Raw genomic sequence first — 18,349 nt, 5'->3', positions numbered from 1 at the left:
CTCAGCGGGCCGAAGAGGAGAGAGAGTCTAGACTCGCATCATGCACATCCTCCTCTTCGGCGCGTCCGGCCACGTCGGGACCGGACTCGCCCAACGGCTCAGCTCACACCACACAGTCACCGGCATCGTGCGCCGCCGACCGGAGACGCAGACGGCCTACGAACCGGTGACTGTGCCGGAGTGGGTGGACGAACCGGAAGCGGTCGCCTCGGCGCTCGCCTCCGCGGACCTGCCCCCGGTCGATGCCGTCATCGCGGCCCTTGGCGGGTGGTACATCGATGAACCGGTGCTCGAACGGGGGCTGGCGAAGTTCGATGAGGACTACGACGCCTACCTGCGGGCGCACTTCACGGCATGCGCGATCTCGCAGCGCCTGGCGGCCGAACGCACGACGCCCGGACGACCGGCCTCCGACCACGCGGAGTCTGCCAACTCTGCGCCCACGCGCTTCGTCCACCTGGCCCTCAACGGGGTCGCCAGCGTCGAGCCGCTGGCCGGGTCCGGGGCGATCAGTGTCTTCGGCGCCGCGCAGAAGATGCTCCTCGAGGTCGCCGCGGCGGAATCGACGACCGTGGACTTCCGGGAACTGCGGATCATGGCCCCCGTCGGCGGTGATGATCGCAACGATCTGACCGGGGGAGTCGAAACCGTCCATCTCGCCGAGGTGGCCGATGCGGTCACAGCGATCCTGGCCTCACCCGAGCGCTTCGATGTGGGCACGGAGATCCACGCGAACGCCGGGACCTATGAAAGCTGGGACCTCGAAAACCTGAGGCTCCCGAAACATGAGACTGCGGAGAGCTGAGATCTCCGAGGACTGAGCGTCCCGTTCAGGCGCGTCTGTAGCGCAGGAAGACCTGATCGTCCTCGACGCGCACATCGATGAGGCGCAGATCGATCTCGGCCTCGAGCCCGGAGAGATGGCTGCCGGGCGTTCGGATATAGCGCGGACTCACGCTCAGATGCAGTTCGGCCCTCGGATAGTGCTCGAGAAGCCGGAATGCGAGATTCGGACCCGATTCGCACAGGAGCATCACTTCACCGGATTCCTCGGGCTCCGTCCCCACGGACGGCAGGGCTGAGTGGGCGTCGGACTGTCGCGATTCGGGGGATGGGGCCGTCGGGAGGGCGGCGGCCACCTCGGTGATGGTGTCCGCACTGAAATGCTGGGCACGGTAGTCGAGGCCGCGGGCGTCGAGCTCGCTCTGCAGCGCGGCAGGATCGGACTCGGTGAGCACATAGACGGGTGTGTGTTCGAGCGTTTTGCCGACGGCGTTGATGACGGGCAGCCGCGGATTCAGCGCGGTGCGGCGGTCGATGATGATCGCATTCGCGCTGCGGCGAAGAGCGAGGAAGCGCCGGAAGTCAGCGTCCGTGGACACCCCGGTCGACCAGCCGTCCTCGGCGAAGGACCCGTTGATCGACTGGACGAGGGAGATGATGAGACGGCGCACGGGATCCTGCTCTGCTGCTTCTTCGACTCTGCTATTTCTTCAGTTCGGTCGCCGGCCCCATGGCGATGCGCGGATGGGCGTCGGGGTCGATGGTGCGCATGATCCACTTGAGATCCGCCTCGTCGAGGGTGACGCAGCCGTTCGTGCCCGAATCATGGTCGAGGTGCAGCCAGATTCCGCCGCCCTTGTCCCAGCCCAGCGGACGCGTCTTGTCCGTCGGCGCGGTGCCGGGCTTGCGGTTGTAATCGATGGCGATGATGTAGTCGAAGACCGATTCATAGTCCGCCCCGTAGGCCACCGTCGCCGAGGAGGGCAGACGATCGTCCTGGGTGTACGGAAGATCGGTGCCCGGGTTCGCCTTGGAACCGCCCGCGTCGCTGAGTGTGAACACGCCGATCGGGGTGGTCTTGTCACCCTCGCGGCGATCCTTCAGCCACCCGTTGCTGCCGTTGTGGGTGTCGAACGTCTTGAGCTTCTTCCACTTCTTTTCCGTGAACTCATAGAAGCTCAAGCTCGACTTCTCCGAGGCGGCTGTCGGTGAGGTGGCGACGAGGATCTGTGAGGTCTCTGCCGGGATCTGGTCCGTGAACTCCTTCGTCAGACCGGGGACAGGGACGGGATGGACCGGGCCGGTCGCCTCGGTGCCGGACCGGTCGGAGCCGGAATGATCGGTGGCGGACTGCTCGGTATCAGTTGCAGGGGAGCCGGTTCCGGTGGGGGAATCCTGTGCCGGAGCCGCGAAATCACCGAAACTCGTCTGCTGTGCGGGAGCGGCGAATCCTGCGGATTCGACAGTCGCGGAGTCGGCCTCGCCGTCATCGGCATCGGCGCCGCAGGCGGTCAGGAACAGAGCGCAGGCGAGAAGCGCGGGCAGGCCCGCGTGCCGAGAGACTCCATTGGACATGAGGTCATCATCTCACGAGGTATGAGAACCGGCCGGTAGTGACTATGCGAAAATATGCTCATGAGCATTCCACCTGTGCCGAACCATCCTCCGCGCCCCGGGCGTCGGAAGCCGGCCGAGGAGTCTCCGGAGTCGATCACAACCCAGTTGTTCATCGGCGAGGATGAGTCCGCGGCCGCCGATGGCTCCACCCAAGCGCTGACTCCCGCAGAACTTCAGAGGCTGCGGTCGATGGTCGAATCCGACGGCACCGATGCCACCGAGGTGCTCAGCCTCGAAGAGCTGCGCGGACTCGCCGCCGCTGAAGGATACGAGACCGGCGGTCTGCCGGCCGCGACGCGCAAAGTGAACTCCGATGACATCGCCGCCGCCGAGGCCGCCTCGGCGCCGAAGCAGTGGAACCCGCTGCCCGATTCGCAGCCGGCCACCGCGGATGCGCCTCAGGCACAACCGCACCAGCCCGAACCGCACCCGCACCAGGGACAGTGGGGAGGGGAGTTCGGTGCTGCCGGCCAGGCAGCGGCCCCACAGCCGCAGTCCGCCGGTCCGGTGCAGTCACCGGCCGGACCGGAATACAGTCAGCCCGGATCGGGCCAGTCCGGTGGACCCGGATACGGGCAGGCAGGCCACGGCCCTGCCTATGCCGCCGCACCGGCCGGCTACGCTGCCGGCTACGGCCCCGGCGGGCCCGGTGGTCCGGCAGCGCCCGGCGGACCAGGCGGCCCGGGAGGACCCGGTGGTCCGGGAGGCCCCGGCGGACCGGGGAGCCCCGGCGGACCGCGCGACCCCTATGGTCGGCGCACCGACACGAAGAAGGTCCCCGCGTGGCTGTGGGTGCTCGCAGCCATCGCGCTCATCCTCGCCCTCGGCATCGTCGGCTATATCGTCTGGGACTCCACTCAGGGGGAGGAGACCACCACGGTCGGACCCACGGACGAACCTTCGATCGGTCAGTCCGATGACCCGGAGCCGTCCGATTCGGCCAGCTCAGAGGCTCCCGTCGCCGAGGAGACCTTCACTTCGCCGTCGGGCAACATCGCCTGCACCATCGATGACGAACGTGCTCGCTGCGTGATCAACGACTACGAGTACTCGCCGCCGGAGAAACCCGATGACTGCAAGCTCGACGACTGGGGCTCCATCGTCGTGGCGAACAGGGAAGGCGCAGGATTCTCCTGCCTCGATGCCCCGGAGAGCAACGGACCGGCACGCGTCCTCGGCTACGGTGATTCGATCTCCGCCGCGGGAATGACATGCACCTCCAGCGAAGAGGGCATGACGTGCAGATCCGACGACACGGGAGTCGGATTCAACGTCCGACGCGCCTCGGTCGACTTCCTCAAGTAGATCGACCTCCGCGGCCCGGGTCGGACCGATGAGACACGGCCCGGGCGGTGCCGCCTCGGCGATCTTAGGATGTGGACCGGATTCGGACGGAACGAGGGAAGAGGACTACGGTGATCACGTGGCTCACAGGTTCCTCCTCCTTCCTTGCCGCGACGAGTCCTGAACGGACAGCACGCTCGTCGCGGAGTCCTCGTATGCTGGTCAAGCGTTGAGAAACTGAGATAGAGGAACAATGAAACTGCAGAAGCCTTCTCCCATGCCGTTCGGCAAATACAAGTCGTTCCAGGACCGCATCGCTCTGGACATGCGCGACCGCACCTGGCCGGATCAGATCATCCGCAAGGCGCCTCGCTGGCTGAGCACCGACCTGCGCGACGGCAATCAGGCCCTCATCGATCCGATGACCCCGGACCGCAAACGCAAGATGTTCGATCTGCTCGTGCGTCTCGGCTTCAAGGAGATCGAGGTCGGGTTCCCCGCCGCCAGCCAGGTCGACTTCGACTTCGTCCGCGAGATCATCGAACAGGACGCGATCCCCGACGATGTCCGCATCTCCGTGCTCACCCAGGCCCGCGAGGACCTCATCGAACGCACCGTCGAATCCCTCGTCGGCGCGAAGAAGCCCACCGTCCACCTCTACAACGCGACAGCCCCGGTCTTCCGCAAGGTCGTCTTCGGCTTCGACGGCGACGGCTTCGACCAGACCCGCGACATCGCACTGCAGGGCACTCAGGCCGTGATGAAGCACGCCGAGACGCTGCTGTCCGACGCGGACTTCGGCTACCAGTACTCGCCGGAGATCTTCGTCGACACCGAACCCGAGTTCGCCCTCGACATCGTCGGCAGCGTCCTCGACATGTGGCAGCCCGCCGACGGCCGCGAAACCGTCGTCAACCTGCCCGCCACCGTCGAACGCGGCACCCCTAACACCTACGCGGACCAGATCGAATGGTTCTGCCGGAATATGCCCTACCGCAACGAGGTGGCCGTCTCCCTGCACCCGCACAACGACCGGGGCACCGGCGTGGCCGCAGCGGAACTGGGAATGATGGCCGGCGCCGACCGCATCGAAGGCTGCCTGTTCGGCAACGGTGAGCGCACCGGCAACCTCGACCTCGTCACCGTCGCCCTCAACCTGTACACGCAGGGAGTCGATCCGGAGCTCGACTTCTCCGATATCGACGAGGTCATCCACACCGTCACCGAATGCAACCAGATCGGTGTCCACGAACGTCACCCCTACGGCGGCGACCTCGTCTTCACCTCGTTCTCGGGCTCCCACCAGGACGCGATCAACAAGGCATTCGCCGATCGTGAGAAGAAGGCGAACGCGCAGGGCACCCCTGTCGACCTGATGGAATGGGACATGCCCTACCTGCCGGTCGATCCGAAGGACCTGGGGCGCTCCTACGAGGCGATCATCCGCGTCAACTCGCAGTCCGGAAAGGGCGGAGTGACCTACCTGCTCAAGAGCGAGCACGGACTCGACCTGCCGCGTCGCATGCAGGTTGAATTCTCCCGCGCCGTGCAGCAGCACACCGAGGGCGGCGGTGAGGTCACGTCCGAGGAGATCCGCCGCATCTTCAACTACGAGTACCTGCCTGCCGACGACCCCGAGAAGGCATGGGGCCGCTTCCAGATCGTGGGGCTGCGCACCGAGTCGGGCACCGTCGACGCGTCCGGCTCCTCCGCCGAACGCATCGAGGTCGACCTCATCGTCGACGGCCAGGAACGCACCTACGAAGGACGCGGCAACGGACCGATCGATGCGCTGGTGAAGATCCTCATCGACCAGTTCGACGTCGACGTCCGACTCCAGGACTACTCCGAGCACGCCATCGGCTCCGGCGCCGACACCAACGCCGCGGCCTATGTCGAACTCGCCGTCGAAGACCGGGTCGTCTGGGGCGCCGGACTGCACCCGAACATCACGAAGGCCTCGCTCAAGGCCGTCGTCTCGGCCGTCAACCGTGCGGCACGGGACCGCCAGGACTGAGCAGCGCGTTTCGACGCGGTCGTGCGCGGTGCTCCGGGGTCGTTTCGGCCGCGCCGGCGCTCGGGGGACGCGAAAGTCGAAAGAGTCGTCGCCGGCGACGTGATCTTCGACTTTCGCATGACCTGAGGCAGTCTGCGCCCGGAGGCGCGCTGCCGGAGCGGACGCGAGTCTGAGCGGTCGATCTCACAGCAGTCGCTTAAGCGCGGCGGGATGATTCCCCGCCGCGCTTAAGCGATAATGGGCGGGTGCACAACTATCGTGATGAAGGCATCGTGCTCCAGGGGCACAAGCTCGGCGAAGCCGACCGCATCGTCACCGTGCTCACTCGCGGCCACGGCCTCGTCCGTGCCGTCGCGAAGGGGGTGCGCCGGACGAAATCGCGGTTCGGCTCCCGCCTCGAGCCCTTTATGCTCGTCGACGTCCAATGCCATGTCGGGCGCAGCCTCGACATCGTCACCCAGGTCGAGCTCATCGAACCCTTCGCCCGCGGAATCGCCACGGACTTCGATGTCTATTCGGCCGCCTCGGTGATGGCCGAAACGGCACGCAGCATCACCGAGGCCGAACCCCAATCCCGGACGCATTTCCTCCTCCTCGTCTCCGCGATCCGCTCGCTGTGCAACCGCGAACACGCGCCGAGGCTGTCCCTCGACGCGTACCTGCTGCGCGCGATGTCCGTGGCCGGGTGGGCGCCGAGCCTGCTCGACTGCGCCCAGTGCGGGAGCCCCGGGCCCCACCGCGCGTTCTCAGCCTCCTTGGGTGGGGCCGTGTGCACGAACTGCCGCCCCTCCGGTGCGGCACTGCCCGACACCGATGCGCTTGAGCATATGGCCGCGTTGCTGTCCGGAGACTGGGAGCGGGCGGAGGCCTCTGACCTGCACGATCAGATCGACGGGTCGAAGCTGGTCTCGGACTGGGTGTCCTGGCACCTCGAGCGCAATATCCGATCACTGAGAGTTCTGGAGAGCACATGAGCTACCCCGCACCACCGGCCCACCCCAGCGGAGCGAGGCCTCCGCGCATCGACGCGAAGTTCGTGCCGGGGCACGTCGCGATCGTCATGGACGGCAACGGTCGGTGGGCGAACCAGCGGGGATTGCCGCGCACGGAAGGGCACAGAGCCGGAGAGGCGTCGCTGCTCGACGTCATCCACGGCGCGATCGAGATCGGCGTGGACTATCTGTCGGCGTATGCGTTCTCGACGGAGAACTGGAAGCGCTCACCCGACGAGGTGCGGTTCCTCATGGGCTTCAACCGCGACGTCATCCGCCGCCGTCGCGATGAGCTCAACGAGCTGGGGGTGCGCATCGTGTGGTCGGGTCGTCCCGGTCGGCTGTGGCGTTCGGTCATCAACGAACTCGAAACCGCCGCGGAGATGACGAAGAACAACACCGGACTCGTGCTCCAGTTCTGCGTGAACTACGGTGGACGCTCCGAGATCGTCGATGCGATCAATGAGATCACCGCCGAGGTGGCCGCCGGGAAGCTCAGACCCGGCAAGGTCTCGGAGAAGACCGTCCGCTCCCGCCTCTACGCACCCATCGTGCCCGACGTCGACCTGTTCATGCGGTCGTCGGGGGAGCAGCGGACCTCGAACTTCCTGCTCTGGCAGTCCGCCTACGCCGAGATGGTCTTCCAGGACGTGCTGTGGCCCGACGTCGACCGGCGCACCCTGTGGGCGGCGATCGAAGAGTACGCCCGTCGCGACCGTCGCTTCGGCGGCGCCGTCGACACACCCTCCGCCTGAGACCGTCCCGCTCCGGCACGGAAACGGCCCCGCAGCGCAGTGCTGCGGGGCCGATCTGTCAGGGGCCGATCTGTCACGTCAGAGCGAGCTCACGCCGGGCGAGTGCGTCCGCGACGCTGACGCCTCAGTAGCGGTCGCGGGGACGGTCGCCCCGACCGCCGAACTTCTTGCCGCCTCGGCGATCGCCGCGGAAGTTGCGGCTGTCACCGGGCTGCTTGTCGAAATTGCGCTTCTTGAACGGGCGTCCCGGGCGGCCCGAATCCGGACGGATGTCGATGGGACGACCTTGGATCTCGGTGTGGGAGAGCTTGCGCAGCACCGACGGATCGAGGTCCTTGGGCAGGTCGACGAGCGTGTGGTTCGAACGAATGTCGATATGGCCGATCTGCTTCGAGGTGATTCCGCCTTCGTTCGCGATCGCGCCGACCACGGCGCCCGGCTGCAGACGCTCATTGCGCCCCACGGCCAGACGGTAGGTCGTCATGTTCTCGTCACGGGCACGTCCGCCGCGGCCCGGACGACCGCCGTCACGGCCGCCGTCGCGGTCGCGGTCACGACCTTGGCGACGTGCCGGCTCGGGCATCGGTTCGGCCTTGAGCGTGTTCGACTCGAGGACGAGGGAGGCCAGAGCAGCGGCGATGTTCGAGGCAGGCACATCGCGGGAGAGCGAATACTGCTCGATGACCTCGGTGAGTTCGGACAGTTCGGTCTGAGCGAGCACATCGTCGATGCGCTTCGTGAACTTCTCGACACGAGTGTTCGTCAGCTCTTCGACGCTGGGCAGAGTCAGCGGTTCGACCTTCTGCTTCGTGGCGCGCTCGATCGAACCGAGCATGCGCTGCTCGCGCGGGGTCACGAAGAGGATCGCCTCGCCGGAGCGTCCGGCACGACCGGTGCGGCCGATGCGGTGGACATAGGATTCGGTGTCGTGCGGGATGTCATAGTTGACGACCAGCGTGATGCGCTCGACGTCGAGACCGCGGGCGGCCACATCGGTGGCGACGAGGATGTCGATCTTGCCCTCACGCAGCATGTCGATCGTGCGCTCACGTGCCTGCTGCGGGATGTCGCCGTTGATCGCGGCGGTCTTGAAACCGCGGGCACGCAGCTTCTCCGCCAGCTCCTCGGTTGCCTGCTTCGTGCGCACGAACATGATGATGCCCTCGTACTCCTCGACCTCGAGGATGCGGGTCAGAGCGTCGAGCTTATGCGAATGCTGGACCATGAAGTAGCGCTGACGGATGTTCGCTCCGGTCTGCGACTTCGCGGCGATCCGGACTTCCTTCGGATCGTTGAGGTACTTGCCGGTGATCCGGTGGATCGAGGTCGGCATGGTGGCCGAGAACAGTGCGACCTGACGGTCCTCACCGACCTGGCTGAAGATCTCTTCGATGTCTTCGGCGAAGCCCATCTTGAGCATCTCGTCGGCCTCATCGAGGATGAGGTGCTGGAGGCTGCCGAGCTTGAGGGAACCGCGCTTGAGGTGGTCGATGACACGCCCCGGGGTGCCCACGACGACCTGCGCACCGCGGCGCAGGCCGGCCAGCTGCGGACCATAGGCCTGACCGCCGTAGATCGGGAGCACGGAGAAGTCGGAGAGCTCGGTGGCGTAGGAGGTGAATGCCTCGGCGACCTGGATCGCGAGTTCGCGAGTGGGGGTGAGCACGAGAGCGAACGGGCCGTCGTCGGCGCGGCCCGCCTCGGCGAGGTCGGACAGAGCCGGCAGGGCGAAGGCCGCGGTCTTGCCGGTTCCGGTCTGGGCGAGACCGATGACGTCACGGCCCGACAGGAGGGTCGGGATGGTCTCGGCCTGGATGGGGGTGGGGATCTCGTAGCCCTGCGCCTCTACGGCCTTGAGCACGAGCGGGTGAAGTCCCAGTTCGGAGAATCTCGGAGTGGTTTCGTCGTTTGCGGACACATCGGTCATGAGTGATCTCTCTCACGTCGGCACACACTTGATCGCAGATGACTGTAGTGGCGATCTACCCTGCGGCCGCTTGTGCAATCATCGTGAGCAATCCGGGCCGAAACCGTAGAGATCCAAGAACTCGCTTGGACAGACGTGGAAACGTCGGTACGGAGAAAGGTTTGGGTGTACCCCAAGTCTACATGCCGTCCCCTCGCCGAGGCGGCCCCGGACCGAGAAACCGAGTGTGAGATCAGTCGCCTCCCGCGGTCCCTTCTTCCCACCGTGATTGGGCGTCGGGGCTGGTCGGACCGGCGTTGAGGAAGCGGCAGTGTGACCAGTTAGGCTGGTACCTGCGAGCCACGGCAGCCGGCCGTCGGCGAACTGAATCAAGGAGAGAACAAGTGGCACAGTCCAAGTTGGATGCCGTCATCGCCCTGGCCAAACGCAGAGGATTCGTCTTCCAAGCCGGAGAGATCTACGGCGGTTCCCGCTCGGCATGGGACTACGGACCCTTGGGCGTTGAGCTCAAAGACAACATCAAGGCCCAGTGGTGGCAGCAGTTCGTGCGCGGTCGCGAAGACGTCGTCGGCCTCGACTCCTCGATCATCCTGCCCAAGCGCGTCTGGGAAGCCTCCGGCCACGTCGAGACCTTCGTCGATCCGCTCGTCGAATGCCTCAACTGCCACAAGCGCCACCGCGAGGACCACCTCGTCGAAGCGTACGAGACGAAGAACAAGAAGGCTCCGGAGAACGGAATGGCCGATATCGTCTGCCCCGACTGCGGCACCCGCGGTCAGTGGACAGAGCCGCAGGAGTTCTCCGGCCTGGTCAAGACCTTCCTCGGTCCCGTCGATTCCGAAGCAGGCCTGCACTACCTGCGCCCGGAGACCGCTCAGGGCATCTTCGTGAACTTCAACAATGTGCTCACCGCGGCCCGGAAGAAGCCTCCGTTCGGCATCGGCCAGATCGGCAAGGCCTTCCGCAACGAGATCACCCCCGGCAACTTCATCTTCCGCACCCGTGAGTTCGAGCAGATGGAGATCGAGTACTTCGTCCACCCCGATGAAGCCGATGACTTCTACAAGCAGTGGGTCGAAGACTGCTGGGCCTGGTTCCTCGACCTGGGCATCTCCGAGGACAACGTCCGCCGCCTCGACGTTCCTGCCGAGGACCGTGCGCACTACTCGGCCGGCACCATCGACATCGAATACCGCTTCGGCTTCCAGGGATCCGAATGGGGCGAGCTGATGGGCGTGGCCAACCGCACCGACTACGACCTCGGCACCCACACCGAGGTCTCGGGAGCGAAGCTGCAGTACTTCGACCAGGCCAGCGGCGACCGCTACACCCCCTATGTCATCGAACCCTCCTTCGGCCTGACCCGGTCGATGATGGCATTCCTCGTCGAGGCCTACAGCGAAGACGAGGCACCGAACACGAAGGGCGGTGTCGACAAGCGCGTCGTGCTGGGGCTCGACCCGCGCCTGGCTCCGGTCAAGGCTGCGGTGCTGCCGCTGAGCCGCAACGAGAAGCTGACACCGGCCGCCAAGGATCTGGCTGCCCGTCTGCGTCGCCGCTGGAACATCGACTTCGACGATGCCGGTGCCATCGGCCGCCGCTACCGTCGTCAGGACGAGATCGGCACCCCGCTGTGCATCACCGTCGACTTCGACACCCTCGATGATCAGGCAGTGACGATCCGCAAGCGTGATGACATGACTCAGGAACGCGTGAGCATCGACCAGGTGGAGAACTACCTGGCCGACCACCTCGGCGGAGCCTGACCCCAACTGCTACCCGACGGCGGCCCAGCAACCTGGCGCCAGGTTGCTGGGCCGCCGTCAGGTAGTCCCGATGATGGCTGGCCGCTCTCGGCGGGCAGCTGCCGCCCATCCGCCCTTGGTCGGCCGCAACTGCACCTCCTCGGTCAGCCCTCCCTCTAAGGACCGCCATGCATATGACGTCCCGACACGAACCGAAGGCCTCGCCAAGGGTTCGCCTGATCATGCTCGCCTGCCTCGTCCCGCTGATCGTGGTCACTCTCGTGGGGCTGTTCGTATTGTGGCCGTCGAGCCCCGACACCGAGCTGCCCGGAGGCGGACCGACGACGAACGCGGCCGAAGGCACGACGGATACGAAGGTCACCGTCACCGCCGTCGACGCCTCGGACTGTGAGACGGGGGAGACGGACCCGATGGTGCGGGCCGACTGCACGAAGTACACGGTGGAGGCGAACGGGCAGGATGGCAGTCTGTACGTCACCCCCGATGCGGTCAAGGCCGGCGTGGACGTCGGGGACACGATCAAGGTCCTCGATTTCACGCAGTCACCGGATCGGGCGGAGATGGGCACCGACTATGTGTTCATCGATTTCGACCGCAACGTCCCGATGCTGGCGCTGGCGATCATATACGCGATCGTCGTCCTCCTCGTTGCCGGTCTGCGGGGGCTGCGCGCACTGATCGGGCTCGGGTTCGCCGGTGCTGTGCTGTTCGTGTTCATGCTCCCGGCGATGCTCGACGGCAAACCCCCGGTGCTGGTGGCGATGGTCTCGGCGAGTCTGATCATGGTCATCGCTCTCTATCTGGCGCACGGGATCTCGACGCGGACGTCGACGGCGCTGTTCGGAACGGTGCTCGGCATCGTGATCACGGGCATCCTCGGCGCGTGGATGACCTCATGGGCGAATCTGGGCATCGCCTATTCGGAGGACGGGTACCTGCTGGTCGACACGACCGATCTCGGAATGACCGACATCATCGTGTGCGCGATCCTCATCACCGGGCTCGGAGTGCTCAACGACGTCACCATCACTCAGGCTTCGGCAGTGTGGGAGCTGGCGGCTGCGGCTCCGGAGATGAAGCCCGGTCAGCTGTTTGCCCGGGCGATGCGCATCGGCCGTGACCATATCGCATCGACCGTCTATACGATCACGTTCGCCTATGTGGGCTCGGCGCTGATGACGCTCATCATCGTCTCCGCACATGATCAGCCGCTGCTCGACACGTTCACGCTCGGGGACATGTCGGTGGAGGTGGTGAGCATCCTCGTGTGTTCGATCGGCCTGGTCATCGCGATCCCGCTGACGACCGGGCTCGGCGTCCTCGTCGTCCGCTCCGGCCTCCGCTCACCGAGGCGGCCCGTCGCACCCGCGGTTTCGCCGGTACCAGCCGAGCAACGTGGAGAGACGACCGAGCGCGGGGCAGCCGTGACAGCCAGAGCGGCGGAAGGGCACTCTGAAGCCGAGCGCGCCGAACCCGCGGGGGAGCGACCTCCGATGACCCGCCGCGAGGCCCGCGAACGTGACCGAAACCGCTGACCTTCACCCCACAACAACCTGACGTCGGCCCAGCAACCTGGCGCGAGGTTGCTGGGCCGCCGTCAGGTAGTAAGGGGAGGTCAGAACATGGTCCAGGCTTCCTGCAGGACGCCGCGGATGATCTGCTCCATCTCGTCGAACTCGGGCTGACCGACGGTCAGCGGAGGCGAGAGCTGGATGACCGGGTCTCCACGGTCGTCGGCGCGGCAGTACAGGCCGCTGTCGTACATCTTCGCCGACACGAAGTTCTTCAGGATCCGCTCGGACTCCTCTTCGGTGAACGACTCCTTCGTGTCCTTGTCCTTGACGAGTTCGATTCCGTAGAAGAACCCCTCACCGCGGACATCGCCGACGATCGGCAGGTCCTTGAGCTTCTCGAGCGTGAACTTGAACGCCGCAGCGTTCTCGTGCACGTGATCGTTGAGCTTCTCCTCTTCGAAGACGTCGAAGTTCGCCATCGCGGCGGCACAGGCGACGGGGTGACCGCCGAAGGTGTAGCCGTGGTAGAAGGTCTCATCGCCGCCGGGGCCGAAGGGCTCGAAGAGACGATCGGAGGCGATCATCGCACCCAGCGGCGCATAGCCGGAGGTGATGCCCTTGGCCGAGGTGATGATGTCGGGAACATAGCCGAAGTCGTTGCAGGCGAACATGTCGCCGATACGGCCGTAGGCGCAGATCGTCTCGTCCGAGACCAGCAGCACATCGTACTCGTCGCAGATCTCGCGGACCCGCTCGAAGTACCCGGGAGGCGGCGGGAAGCAGCCGCCGGAGTTCTGCACGGGCTCGAGGAAGACGGCGGCGACGGAGTCGGCGCCCTCGAACTCGATGGCCTCACCGATGCGGTCGGCAGCCCAGCGGCCGAAGGCCTTCTCGTCGTGGGCGAGGTGCTCCGGTGCCCGGTAGAAGTTCGTGTTCGGCACCTTGTGAGCTCCGGGAACCAGGGGAGCGAACTGCTCACGCAGGCCCGGCAGCGAAGTCACCGACAATGCGCCGTGCGGAGTGCCGTGGTAGGCGGTGGCCCGCGAGATGATCTTGTGCTTGCCGGGTTTGCCAACGAGCTTGAAGTAGTTCTTCGCCAGCTTCATCGCCGACTCGACCGAATCGCCGCCGCCGGAGGTGAGGAAGACCCGATTGAGGTCGCCCGGGGCATAGCTGGCCAGACGCTCCGAGACCTCGATCGCCTGCGGGTGGGCATACGACCACAGCGGCATGAACGGCAGCTTCAGCGTCTGGTCGTACATTGCCTTCGCGATCTGCTCGCGACCGTGGCCCACCTGGACGGTGAACAGGCCGGCGAGACCGTCGAGGTACTTCCTGCCCTTGTCATCGAAGATGTGGTGGCCTTCGCCGCGTACGATGACCGGCGCCTCACCACCGTTGAACAGTGCTTGGTGTGGTGACATGTGCATCCACACGTTGTTGCGGATGGCATCCTGATAAGGAGTGCCGGCTCTGGTGACATTCTCTGTCATCGCGTCCCCCAATTGTATTTCTGCTTTTCGAGTGAGAGGTACATGAAGAGCTCCGTATCCACGACGGCATCGATCGAGCGGAGCTCCTCATTGACGAACTCGATCAGATGCCGATCCGATTCACACACGATCTCGACCAGGAGGTCGAACGAACCGGCGGTGACGACGAGGTAGTCGATCTCGTCATAGTCGTGCAGCTGCTCGGCGACCGCGGAGATGTCTCCACGGACCTTCAGCCCCACCATCGCCTGCCGCGCGAATCCCAGACTCAGCGGGTCCGTCACGGCGACGATCTCCATGACACCCGACTCGATGAGCCTCGACACCCGCTGGCGCACGGCGGCCTCGGACAGGCCGACGGACTTGCCGATGGCCGAATAGGATTTCCTTCCGTCGTGCTGCAGTTCGACGATGATCGCCTTAGACTTCTCGTCGAGATTCCCCAGTCGGGAACCGCTGCCGTTCGGCAGGAGCGGGTCCATTCTTCACCTCCGTGATGTGCGTCTCCGAACAACCTATCACTGAATCTGCTGAAATGCGCTGTTTCGGATGCGAATTCCGTCGAAACTGAAATTGTTTGATTCTGGATTCGTCAGAAATCGCCGAGGCGGCGGACGAGTATGCGTGTGCCCGCGCCGCTCTCGCGACGACCGGAGCTTGCGGTGCCGAGTGCTGACAGGATCGCCGTCGTCGAGACCCGCGGATTCGCGCCGACATCGTGATCTGCAGACCGCCGACAACACGCGCATCGACAGTGATTGACAGTATGTGAGCGGGATCACCACACTGGGAGCATGAATGAGGGTGAGCTGTTCTCCGCCGGCGACGACAATCGCCCGGATGTGTATGGGATGCGTCCCGGAGCCGAGCAGGGGCAGGCCGGCAAAGAGGTCAAGGCTCGCCCGCAGCCGATTCCCGGCGAGGTCGATTCGATCGGTGCGAACGAGCTGTCGTTCAGCGCCGAAGAGTATCTCGGCCGGATCGCCTCGGTGCGCAATCGCATGGTCGACCAGGGTCTGGCCGCGCTCATCGTCACGGATCCGGCGAACATCTACTACCTCACCGGATACAACGCATGGTCCTTCTACACCCCGCAGCTGCTCTTCGTTCCCTCATCGGGGCCGATGACCCTGTTCATGCGCGATATGGACGCCCGCGGCGCCTCGCACACCTCGTGGCTGCCGCCCGAGGACATCGTCGGCTACCCCGAACGCTATGTGCAGCGCCCCCATATCCACCCCTTCGACTGGGTCGCCTTCGCCCTGCGCCAGCGGTGGGAGGTGGCCCGCGCCTCCACCTCGCCGGTCGGGGTCGAGATGGACTCGCACTTCTTCTCCCCGCGAGCCTTCCGGGCGCTGGTCAACGGTGTGCCCGAATGGCGCCTCGTCGACTCCTTCGAGCTCGTCAACTGGATCCGTGCGGTCAAATCCCCGGCCGAGATCGAGCTCATGCGCAAGGCCGCGAAGGTGACCACCGCAGCCATGGATGCGGCCCTGGGGACCATCGGCATCGGCGTCGGACAGCACGAAGTGGCCGCTGCGATCGCCGAGGCTCAGACCCGAGGCGGCGACGGCATCTGGGGTGACTATCCCTCGATCGTCCCGCTCATGCCCACCGGCGAAAGCGCGGACACCCCGCACCTGAGCTGGACCGATAGGAAGTTCTCCGCCGACGAATCGGTGAGCATCGAGCTCGCCGGAGTTCACCGCCGCTATCATGTCCCGCTGGCCCGCACCGCGGTGACCGGTCGACCGAAACATGAGCTCGTGCGTCTCGAGGGCGTCGTCGCCGAGGCGCTGTCCGCGGTCCTCGACGTTGCCGCACCCGAGGTGCCGACTGCGGAACTCGCCCGCACCTGGAATCGCGTGCTCGCGCTGTCGGGGCTCGAGAAGCCCAGCCGCCTGGGCTACTCGATCGGCATCGGCTACCCGCCGGATTGGGGTGAGCGGACGATCTCGATCCGCACCGAGGACGATCAGATCCTCGAAGCGGGAATGACCTTCCACCTCATCGGCGGAATGTGGATGAACGGCTACGGAATCGAACTGTCCGAGGCGGTGCTCATCACCGACACCGGCTGCGAGCCGTTCACGAACTTCCCCCGTGAGATCATCCGCGTCTGAGACGGGCGCGGCCTGGGCTCGGGCCGGCCGCCGTTGCTCAGGAGAAGAACTGGATCCACAGGCCGATGAACAGCGCATTGATCCCGGCCACCGCGAGTGCCCGACCCTGCACCCAGGTGATGTCCTGCGCCGAGGCGGCCGTTCGGGAATCGGCGATCTGCACAGCCATGGCGACCCGTGGGGGAGCGGCGAGGGCGGCCAGCGACCCCGCGGCGTTTCCGGCCGCGACCACGGGCAGAGCCGACACATGCGAAGACGCAGCGACCGCGGTCAGGGTGCCGGTGAACATCGAGTTCGCTCCAGTGTTCGACCCGGTGAGGACCGCTCCGATGGAGTTCAGCCACGGGGTCAGGAGGACGAGCCCGGCCGGCAGCAGACCGCCGATCGCCTCGCTCATCCCCGTCGTCGTCATGATCCAGCCCATGAGCATGAACGCGGCCGTGCCCACCCCGATGGGGACCCAGGAGCGCAGTGCCGCGACGGAGACCTCGCGCCTGCCCTCGACGGCGAAGGCTGCGATGAGACAGGCAGCCGCCAGCCAGAACGGGGGAGAGGCGACGAGCTGCGTGAGAAGTGACGGCAGCGCCGAATGCAGCGCCCGTGCCACCAGCAGCCCGATCGTGAGCACCCCGTAGGGCAGAATGGCCGCACCGAGACCACGGGTGAGCCCCGAGGTCTTCTTCCGGATCATGAACAGCACACCGACGACGAGGATGACGAGCAGCGATCCGATGACCCCCGAGGGAGCCATGCCGATGACATAGCTGGAGCCGAGGATCCCCAGCCACATGAGTGCGGCGGCCCCGACGATCCCCAGCGCCGAGGCGGGAGAGGGACGCATGATCGTGACCACCGCGATCGCGACGATGGTGACTGGAATCGCATTGATCCACGCAGTGGCCAGACCGAGTTCGTCGACGTCGAATCCGGCCAGAGCCGCCGCGACCGTGGTGCCCGGCCCCAGAGCGCCCCAGGGGACGGCGATGAGGCCGAGGAGACCGAGAATCGCCGACTGTCGCAGTGTGCAGCCGAGGTGGCGCAGAATCGGCACGCCGACGGTGACGCCGATGCCGAAGCCGGTGACCGATTCCGCGAAAGGGACGATGCCGAAGACGACGAGCGCGACACCGAGCGGTCGGCTCGGTGACAGCGATTCGACCCAGGAGGAGATCTGCGACATCGACCCGGCGGACTCGAGCAGCCGGGCCAGCAGCATGCCGAAGAGCAGGATGAGCGCGACCTCGAGGATGAGCGGAAAGTAGTCGATCCCCGACTCCAGCAGCACCGAGGCGGGGGTGGGGAAGGCGAAGGCGACGAGGACGGCCGCGAGCACGGCTCCGACCAGAGCCGCGACCCAGGAACTCTGCTTGAGCAGGAGCAGGACGATGGCGAGGAGGATCGGAGTGAGAGCCAGCACTGCCGCCATACGAGTGAGTTTCCTTTGTGAGATGCGATTCTATGATCCAAGAATAGATTATGATGTTCCAATGGTGAAAGAAGAGGATCTCGGCGCTCGTGTCTTCGGCGCCCGCATCAGAGCACGGCGCAAATTCAACAACCTCACCCTCAACGAACTCGCGGTCCGGGCAGGACTGTCCCGGGCTGCTCTGTCGAAGATCGAGCGGGGAGAGCAGGACACCTCCGTGTCGAACGCCATGGGCCTCTCCCGAGCCCTCGGCGTCGACGTCGGCGAACTCCTCGCCGCCCCCGAGGTGACCATCACCCGCTCCGATGCTATCCCCACGACCACGACCTTCGGGAAGGGGATCTGGCGACGGGACCTGCCGTCGGCGATCGAGAACATGGACGTCGTCCACTACCGCCTCGATCCGCGCAGCGAGACCTCGGCCTTCGCCGCCCACCGCAGCGGTTCGCGTGAGAGCTTCTTCGTCCTCGAAGGCAGCATCGAGGTCGTCACCATCGACCGGCGCACCACTCTGCACGCCGGTGACTGCGCTCACGCCCCCGGCGACGTTCCGCACCAATTGGCGAATCCCCACGACGAGCCCGCCGAACTCATGCTCATCATCGTCTGAACCTGCCGTACCCCTTCTTACTACCTGACGGCTGTGAGTCTT

General features: G+C 65.7%; 15 protein-coding genes. 9 read left to right on the top strand and 6 right to left on the bottom strand.

Annotated elements, in window-relative coordinates; translation table 11 throughout:
• The first annotated feature begins 40 nt into the window (after positions 1 to 40).
• Positions 41 to 805, top strand: a complete 765-nt coding sequence (locus tag FHG09_RS16740; protein ID WP_193627421.1) for an NAD(P)-dependent oxidoreductase — start codon at positions 41 to 43, stop codon at positions 803 to 805.
• 25 nt (positions 806 to 830) lie between these two features.
• Here the strand turns inward: FHG09_RS16740 and FHG09_RS16735 are convergent, their stop codons facing one another.
• Complete coding sequence (locus tag FHG09_RS16735) at positions 831 to 1,454, bottom strand: hypothetical protein (protein ID WP_152348785.1); 624 nt, start codon at positions 1,452 to 1,454, stop codon at positions 831 to 833.
• Positions 1,455 to 1,485: 31 nt separating this feature from the next.
• Positions 1,486 to 2,358 (bottom strand): L,D-transpeptidase family protein, encoded by an 873-nt coding sequence (locus FHG09_RS16730; protein ID WP_152348784.1) that lies wholly within the window; start codon positions 2,356 to 2,358, stop codon positions 1,486 to 1,488.
• A gap of 60 nt (positions 2,359 to 2,418) precedes the next feature.
• Between FHG09_RS16730 and FHG09_RS20110 the strand changes: the two genes are divergently transcribed.
• The 4 genes from FHG09_RS20110 to FHG09_RS16710 all read left to right on the top strand — a co-directional run bounded on the left by FHG09_RS20110 (position 2,419) and on the right by FHG09_RS16710 (position 7,448).
• Complete coding sequence (locus FHG09_RS20110) at positions 2,419 to 3,705, top strand: DUF6636 domain-containing protein (protein ID WP_152348783.1); 1,287 nt, start codon at positions 2,419 to 2,421, stop codon at positions 3,703 to 3,705.
• 232 nt (positions 3,706 to 3,937) lie between these two features.
• Positions 3,938 to 5,701, top strand: coding sequence for a 2-isopropylmalate synthase (leuA, locus tag FHG09_RS16720; RefSeq protein ID WP_152348782.1), 1,764 nt, complete (start codon positions 3,938 to 3,940; stop codon positions 5,699 to 5,701).
• A 245-nt stretch (positions 5,702 to 5,946) separates the two neighbouring features.
• Positions 5,947 to 6,675 (top strand): DNA repair protein RecO, encoded by a 729-nt coding sequence (recO, locus tag FHG09_RS16715; protein ID WP_152348781.1) that lies wholly within the window; start codon positions 5,947 to 5,949, stop codon positions 6,673 to 6,675.
• Positions 6,672 to 7,448: an isoprenyl transferase gene (locus FHG09_RS16710; RefSeq protein ID WP_152348780.1), complete on the top strand. Its 777-nt coding sequence runs from the start codon at positions 6,672 to 6,674 to the stop codon at positions 7,446 to 7,448. The genes recO and FHG09_RS16710 overlap by 4 nt, the downstream gene beginning before the upstream one ends.
• Before the next feature lie 124 nt (positions 7,449 to 7,572).
• On the opposite strand, the gene FHG09_RS16705 is transcribed toward FHG09_RS16710, so the two are convergent.
• Positions 7,573 to 9,375, bottom strand: coding sequence for a DEAD/DEAH box helicase (locus tag FHG09_RS16705; protein ID WP_152348779.1), 1,803 nt, complete (start codon positions 9,373 to 9,375; stop codon positions 7,573 to 7,575).
• Between the two features lie 383 nt (positions 9,376 to 9,758).
• Between FHG09_RS16705 and FHG09_RS16700 the strand changes: the two genes are divergently transcribed.
• Both FHG09_RS16700 and FHG09_RS16695 read left to right on the top strand, forming a co-directional pair.
• On the top strand, positions 9,759 to 11,141 hold the full coding sequence (locus tag FHG09_RS16700) for a glycine--tRNA ligase (RefSeq protein ID WP_152348778.1): 1,383 nt from the start codon (positions 9,759 to 9,761) through the stop codon (positions 11,139 to 11,141).
• A 167-nt stretch (positions 11,142 to 11,308) separates the two neighbouring features.
• Entirely contained in the window at positions 11,309 to 12,676 is a 1,368-nt protein-coding gene (locus FHG09_RS16695) for a YibE/F family protein (RefSeq protein WP_152348777.1), read from the top strand.
• An 80-nt stretch (positions 12,677 to 12,756) separates the two neighbouring features.
• Here FHG09_RS16695 and FHG09_RS16690 read toward each other — a convergent pair whose 3' ends face one another.
• Together FHG09_RS16690 and FHG09_RS16685 are read right to left on the bottom strand one after the other, a co-directional pair.
• Entirely contained in the window at positions 12,757 to 14,148 is a 1,392-nt protein-coding gene (locus FHG09_RS16690) for an aspartate aminotransferase family protein (protein WP_152348776.1), read from the bottom strand.
• On the bottom strand, positions 14,145 to 14,630 hold the full coding sequence (locus FHG09_RS16685; RefSeq protein ID WP_025780565.1) for an Lrp/AsnC family transcriptional regulator: 486 nt from the start codon (positions 14,628 to 14,630) through the stop codon (positions 14,145 to 14,147). The genes FHG09_RS16690 and FHG09_RS16685 overlap by 4 nt, the downstream gene beginning before the upstream one ends.
• Positions 14,631 to 14,942: 312 nt before the next feature.
• Here FHG09_RS16685 and FHG09_RS16680 point away from each other — a divergent pair, with 312 nt between their 5' ends.
• Positions 14,943 to 16,271: a M24 family metallopeptidase gene (locus FHG09_RS16680; protein WP_193627420.1), complete on the top strand. Its 1,329-nt coding sequence runs from the start codon at positions 14,943 to 14,945 to the stop codon at positions 16,269 to 16,271.
• A gap of 37 nt (positions 16,272 to 16,308) precedes the next feature.
• Here the strand turns inward: FHG09_RS16680 and FHG09_RS16675 are convergent, their stop codons facing one another.
• Positions 16,309 to 17,697, bottom strand: coding sequence for an L-lactate permease (locus FHG09_RS16675; RefSeq protein ID WP_152348775.1), 1,389 nt, complete (start codon positions 17,695 to 17,697; stop codon positions 16,309 to 16,311).
• Between the two features lie 61 nt (positions 17,698 to 17,758).
• Here FHG09_RS16675 and FHG09_RS16670 point away from each other — a divergent pair, with 61 nt between their 5' ends.
• Positions 17,759 to 18,307: a helix-turn-helix domain-containing protein gene (locus FHG09_RS16670; protein WP_152348774.1), complete on the top strand. Its 549-nt coding sequence runs from the start codon at positions 17,759 to 17,761 to the stop codon at positions 18,305 to 18,307.
• Positions 18,308 to 18,349 lie beyond the last annotated feature (42 nt).

This window comes from Brevibacterium sp. CFH 10365 (assembly GCF_009299785.1).
GTDB lineage: Bacteria > Actinomycetota > Actinomycetes > Actinomycetales > Brevibacteriaceae > Brevibacterium > Brevibacterium limosum.
Note: the sequence above shows the minus strand (reverse complement) of the source record. Positions and strands in the feature narration are given on the sequence as shown.

Coding starts and splice junctions, on each gene's coding strand:
- FHG09_RS16740 (WP_193627421.1), top strand. CDS start 41: ATGCACATCCTCCTCTTCGGCGCGTCCGGCCACGTCGGGACCGGACTC.
- FHG09_RS16730 (WP_152348784.1), bottom strand. CDS start 2,358: ATGTCCAATGGAGTCTCTCGGCACGCGGGCCTGCCCGCGCTTCTCGCC.
- FHG09_RS20110 (WP_152348783.1), top strand. CDS start 2,419: ATGAGCATTCCACCTGTGCCGAACCATCCTCCGCGCCCCGGGCGTCGG.
- leuA (WP_152348782.1), top strand. CDS start 3,938: ATGAAACTGCAGAAGCCTTCTCCCATGCCGTTCGGCAAATACAAGTCG.
- FHG09_RS16710 (WP_152348780.1), top strand. CDS start 6,672: ATGAGCTACCCCGCACCACCGGCCCACCCCAGCGGAGCGAGGCCTCCG.
- FHG09_RS16705 (WP_152348779.1), bottom strand. CDS start 9,375: ATGACCGATGTGTCCGCAAACGACGAAACCACTCCGAGATTCTCCGAA.
- FHG09_RS16695 (WP_152348777.1), top strand. CDS start 11,309: ATGCATATGACGTCCCGACACGAACCGAAGGCCTCGCCAAGGGTTCGC.
- FHG09_RS16690 (WP_152348776.1), bottom strand. CDS start 14,148: ATGACAGAGAATGTCACCAGAGCCGGCACTCCTTATCAGGATGCCATC.
- FHG09_RS16685 (WP_025780565.1), bottom strand. CDS start 14,630: ATGGACCCGCTCCTGCCGAACGGCAGCGGTTCCCGACTGGGGAATCTC.
- FHG09_RS16680 (WP_193627420.1), top strand. CDS start 14,943: ATGAATGAGGGTGAGCTGTTCTCCGCCGGCGACGACAATCGCCCGGAT.
- FHG09_RS16675 (WP_152348775.1), bottom strand. CDS start 17,697: ATGGCGGCAGTGCTGGCTCTCACTCCGATCCTCCTCGCCATCGTCCTG.
- FHG09_RS16670 (WP_152348774.1), top strand. CDS start 17,759: ATGGTGAAAGAAGAGGATCTCGGCGCTCGTGTCTTCGGCGCCCGCATC.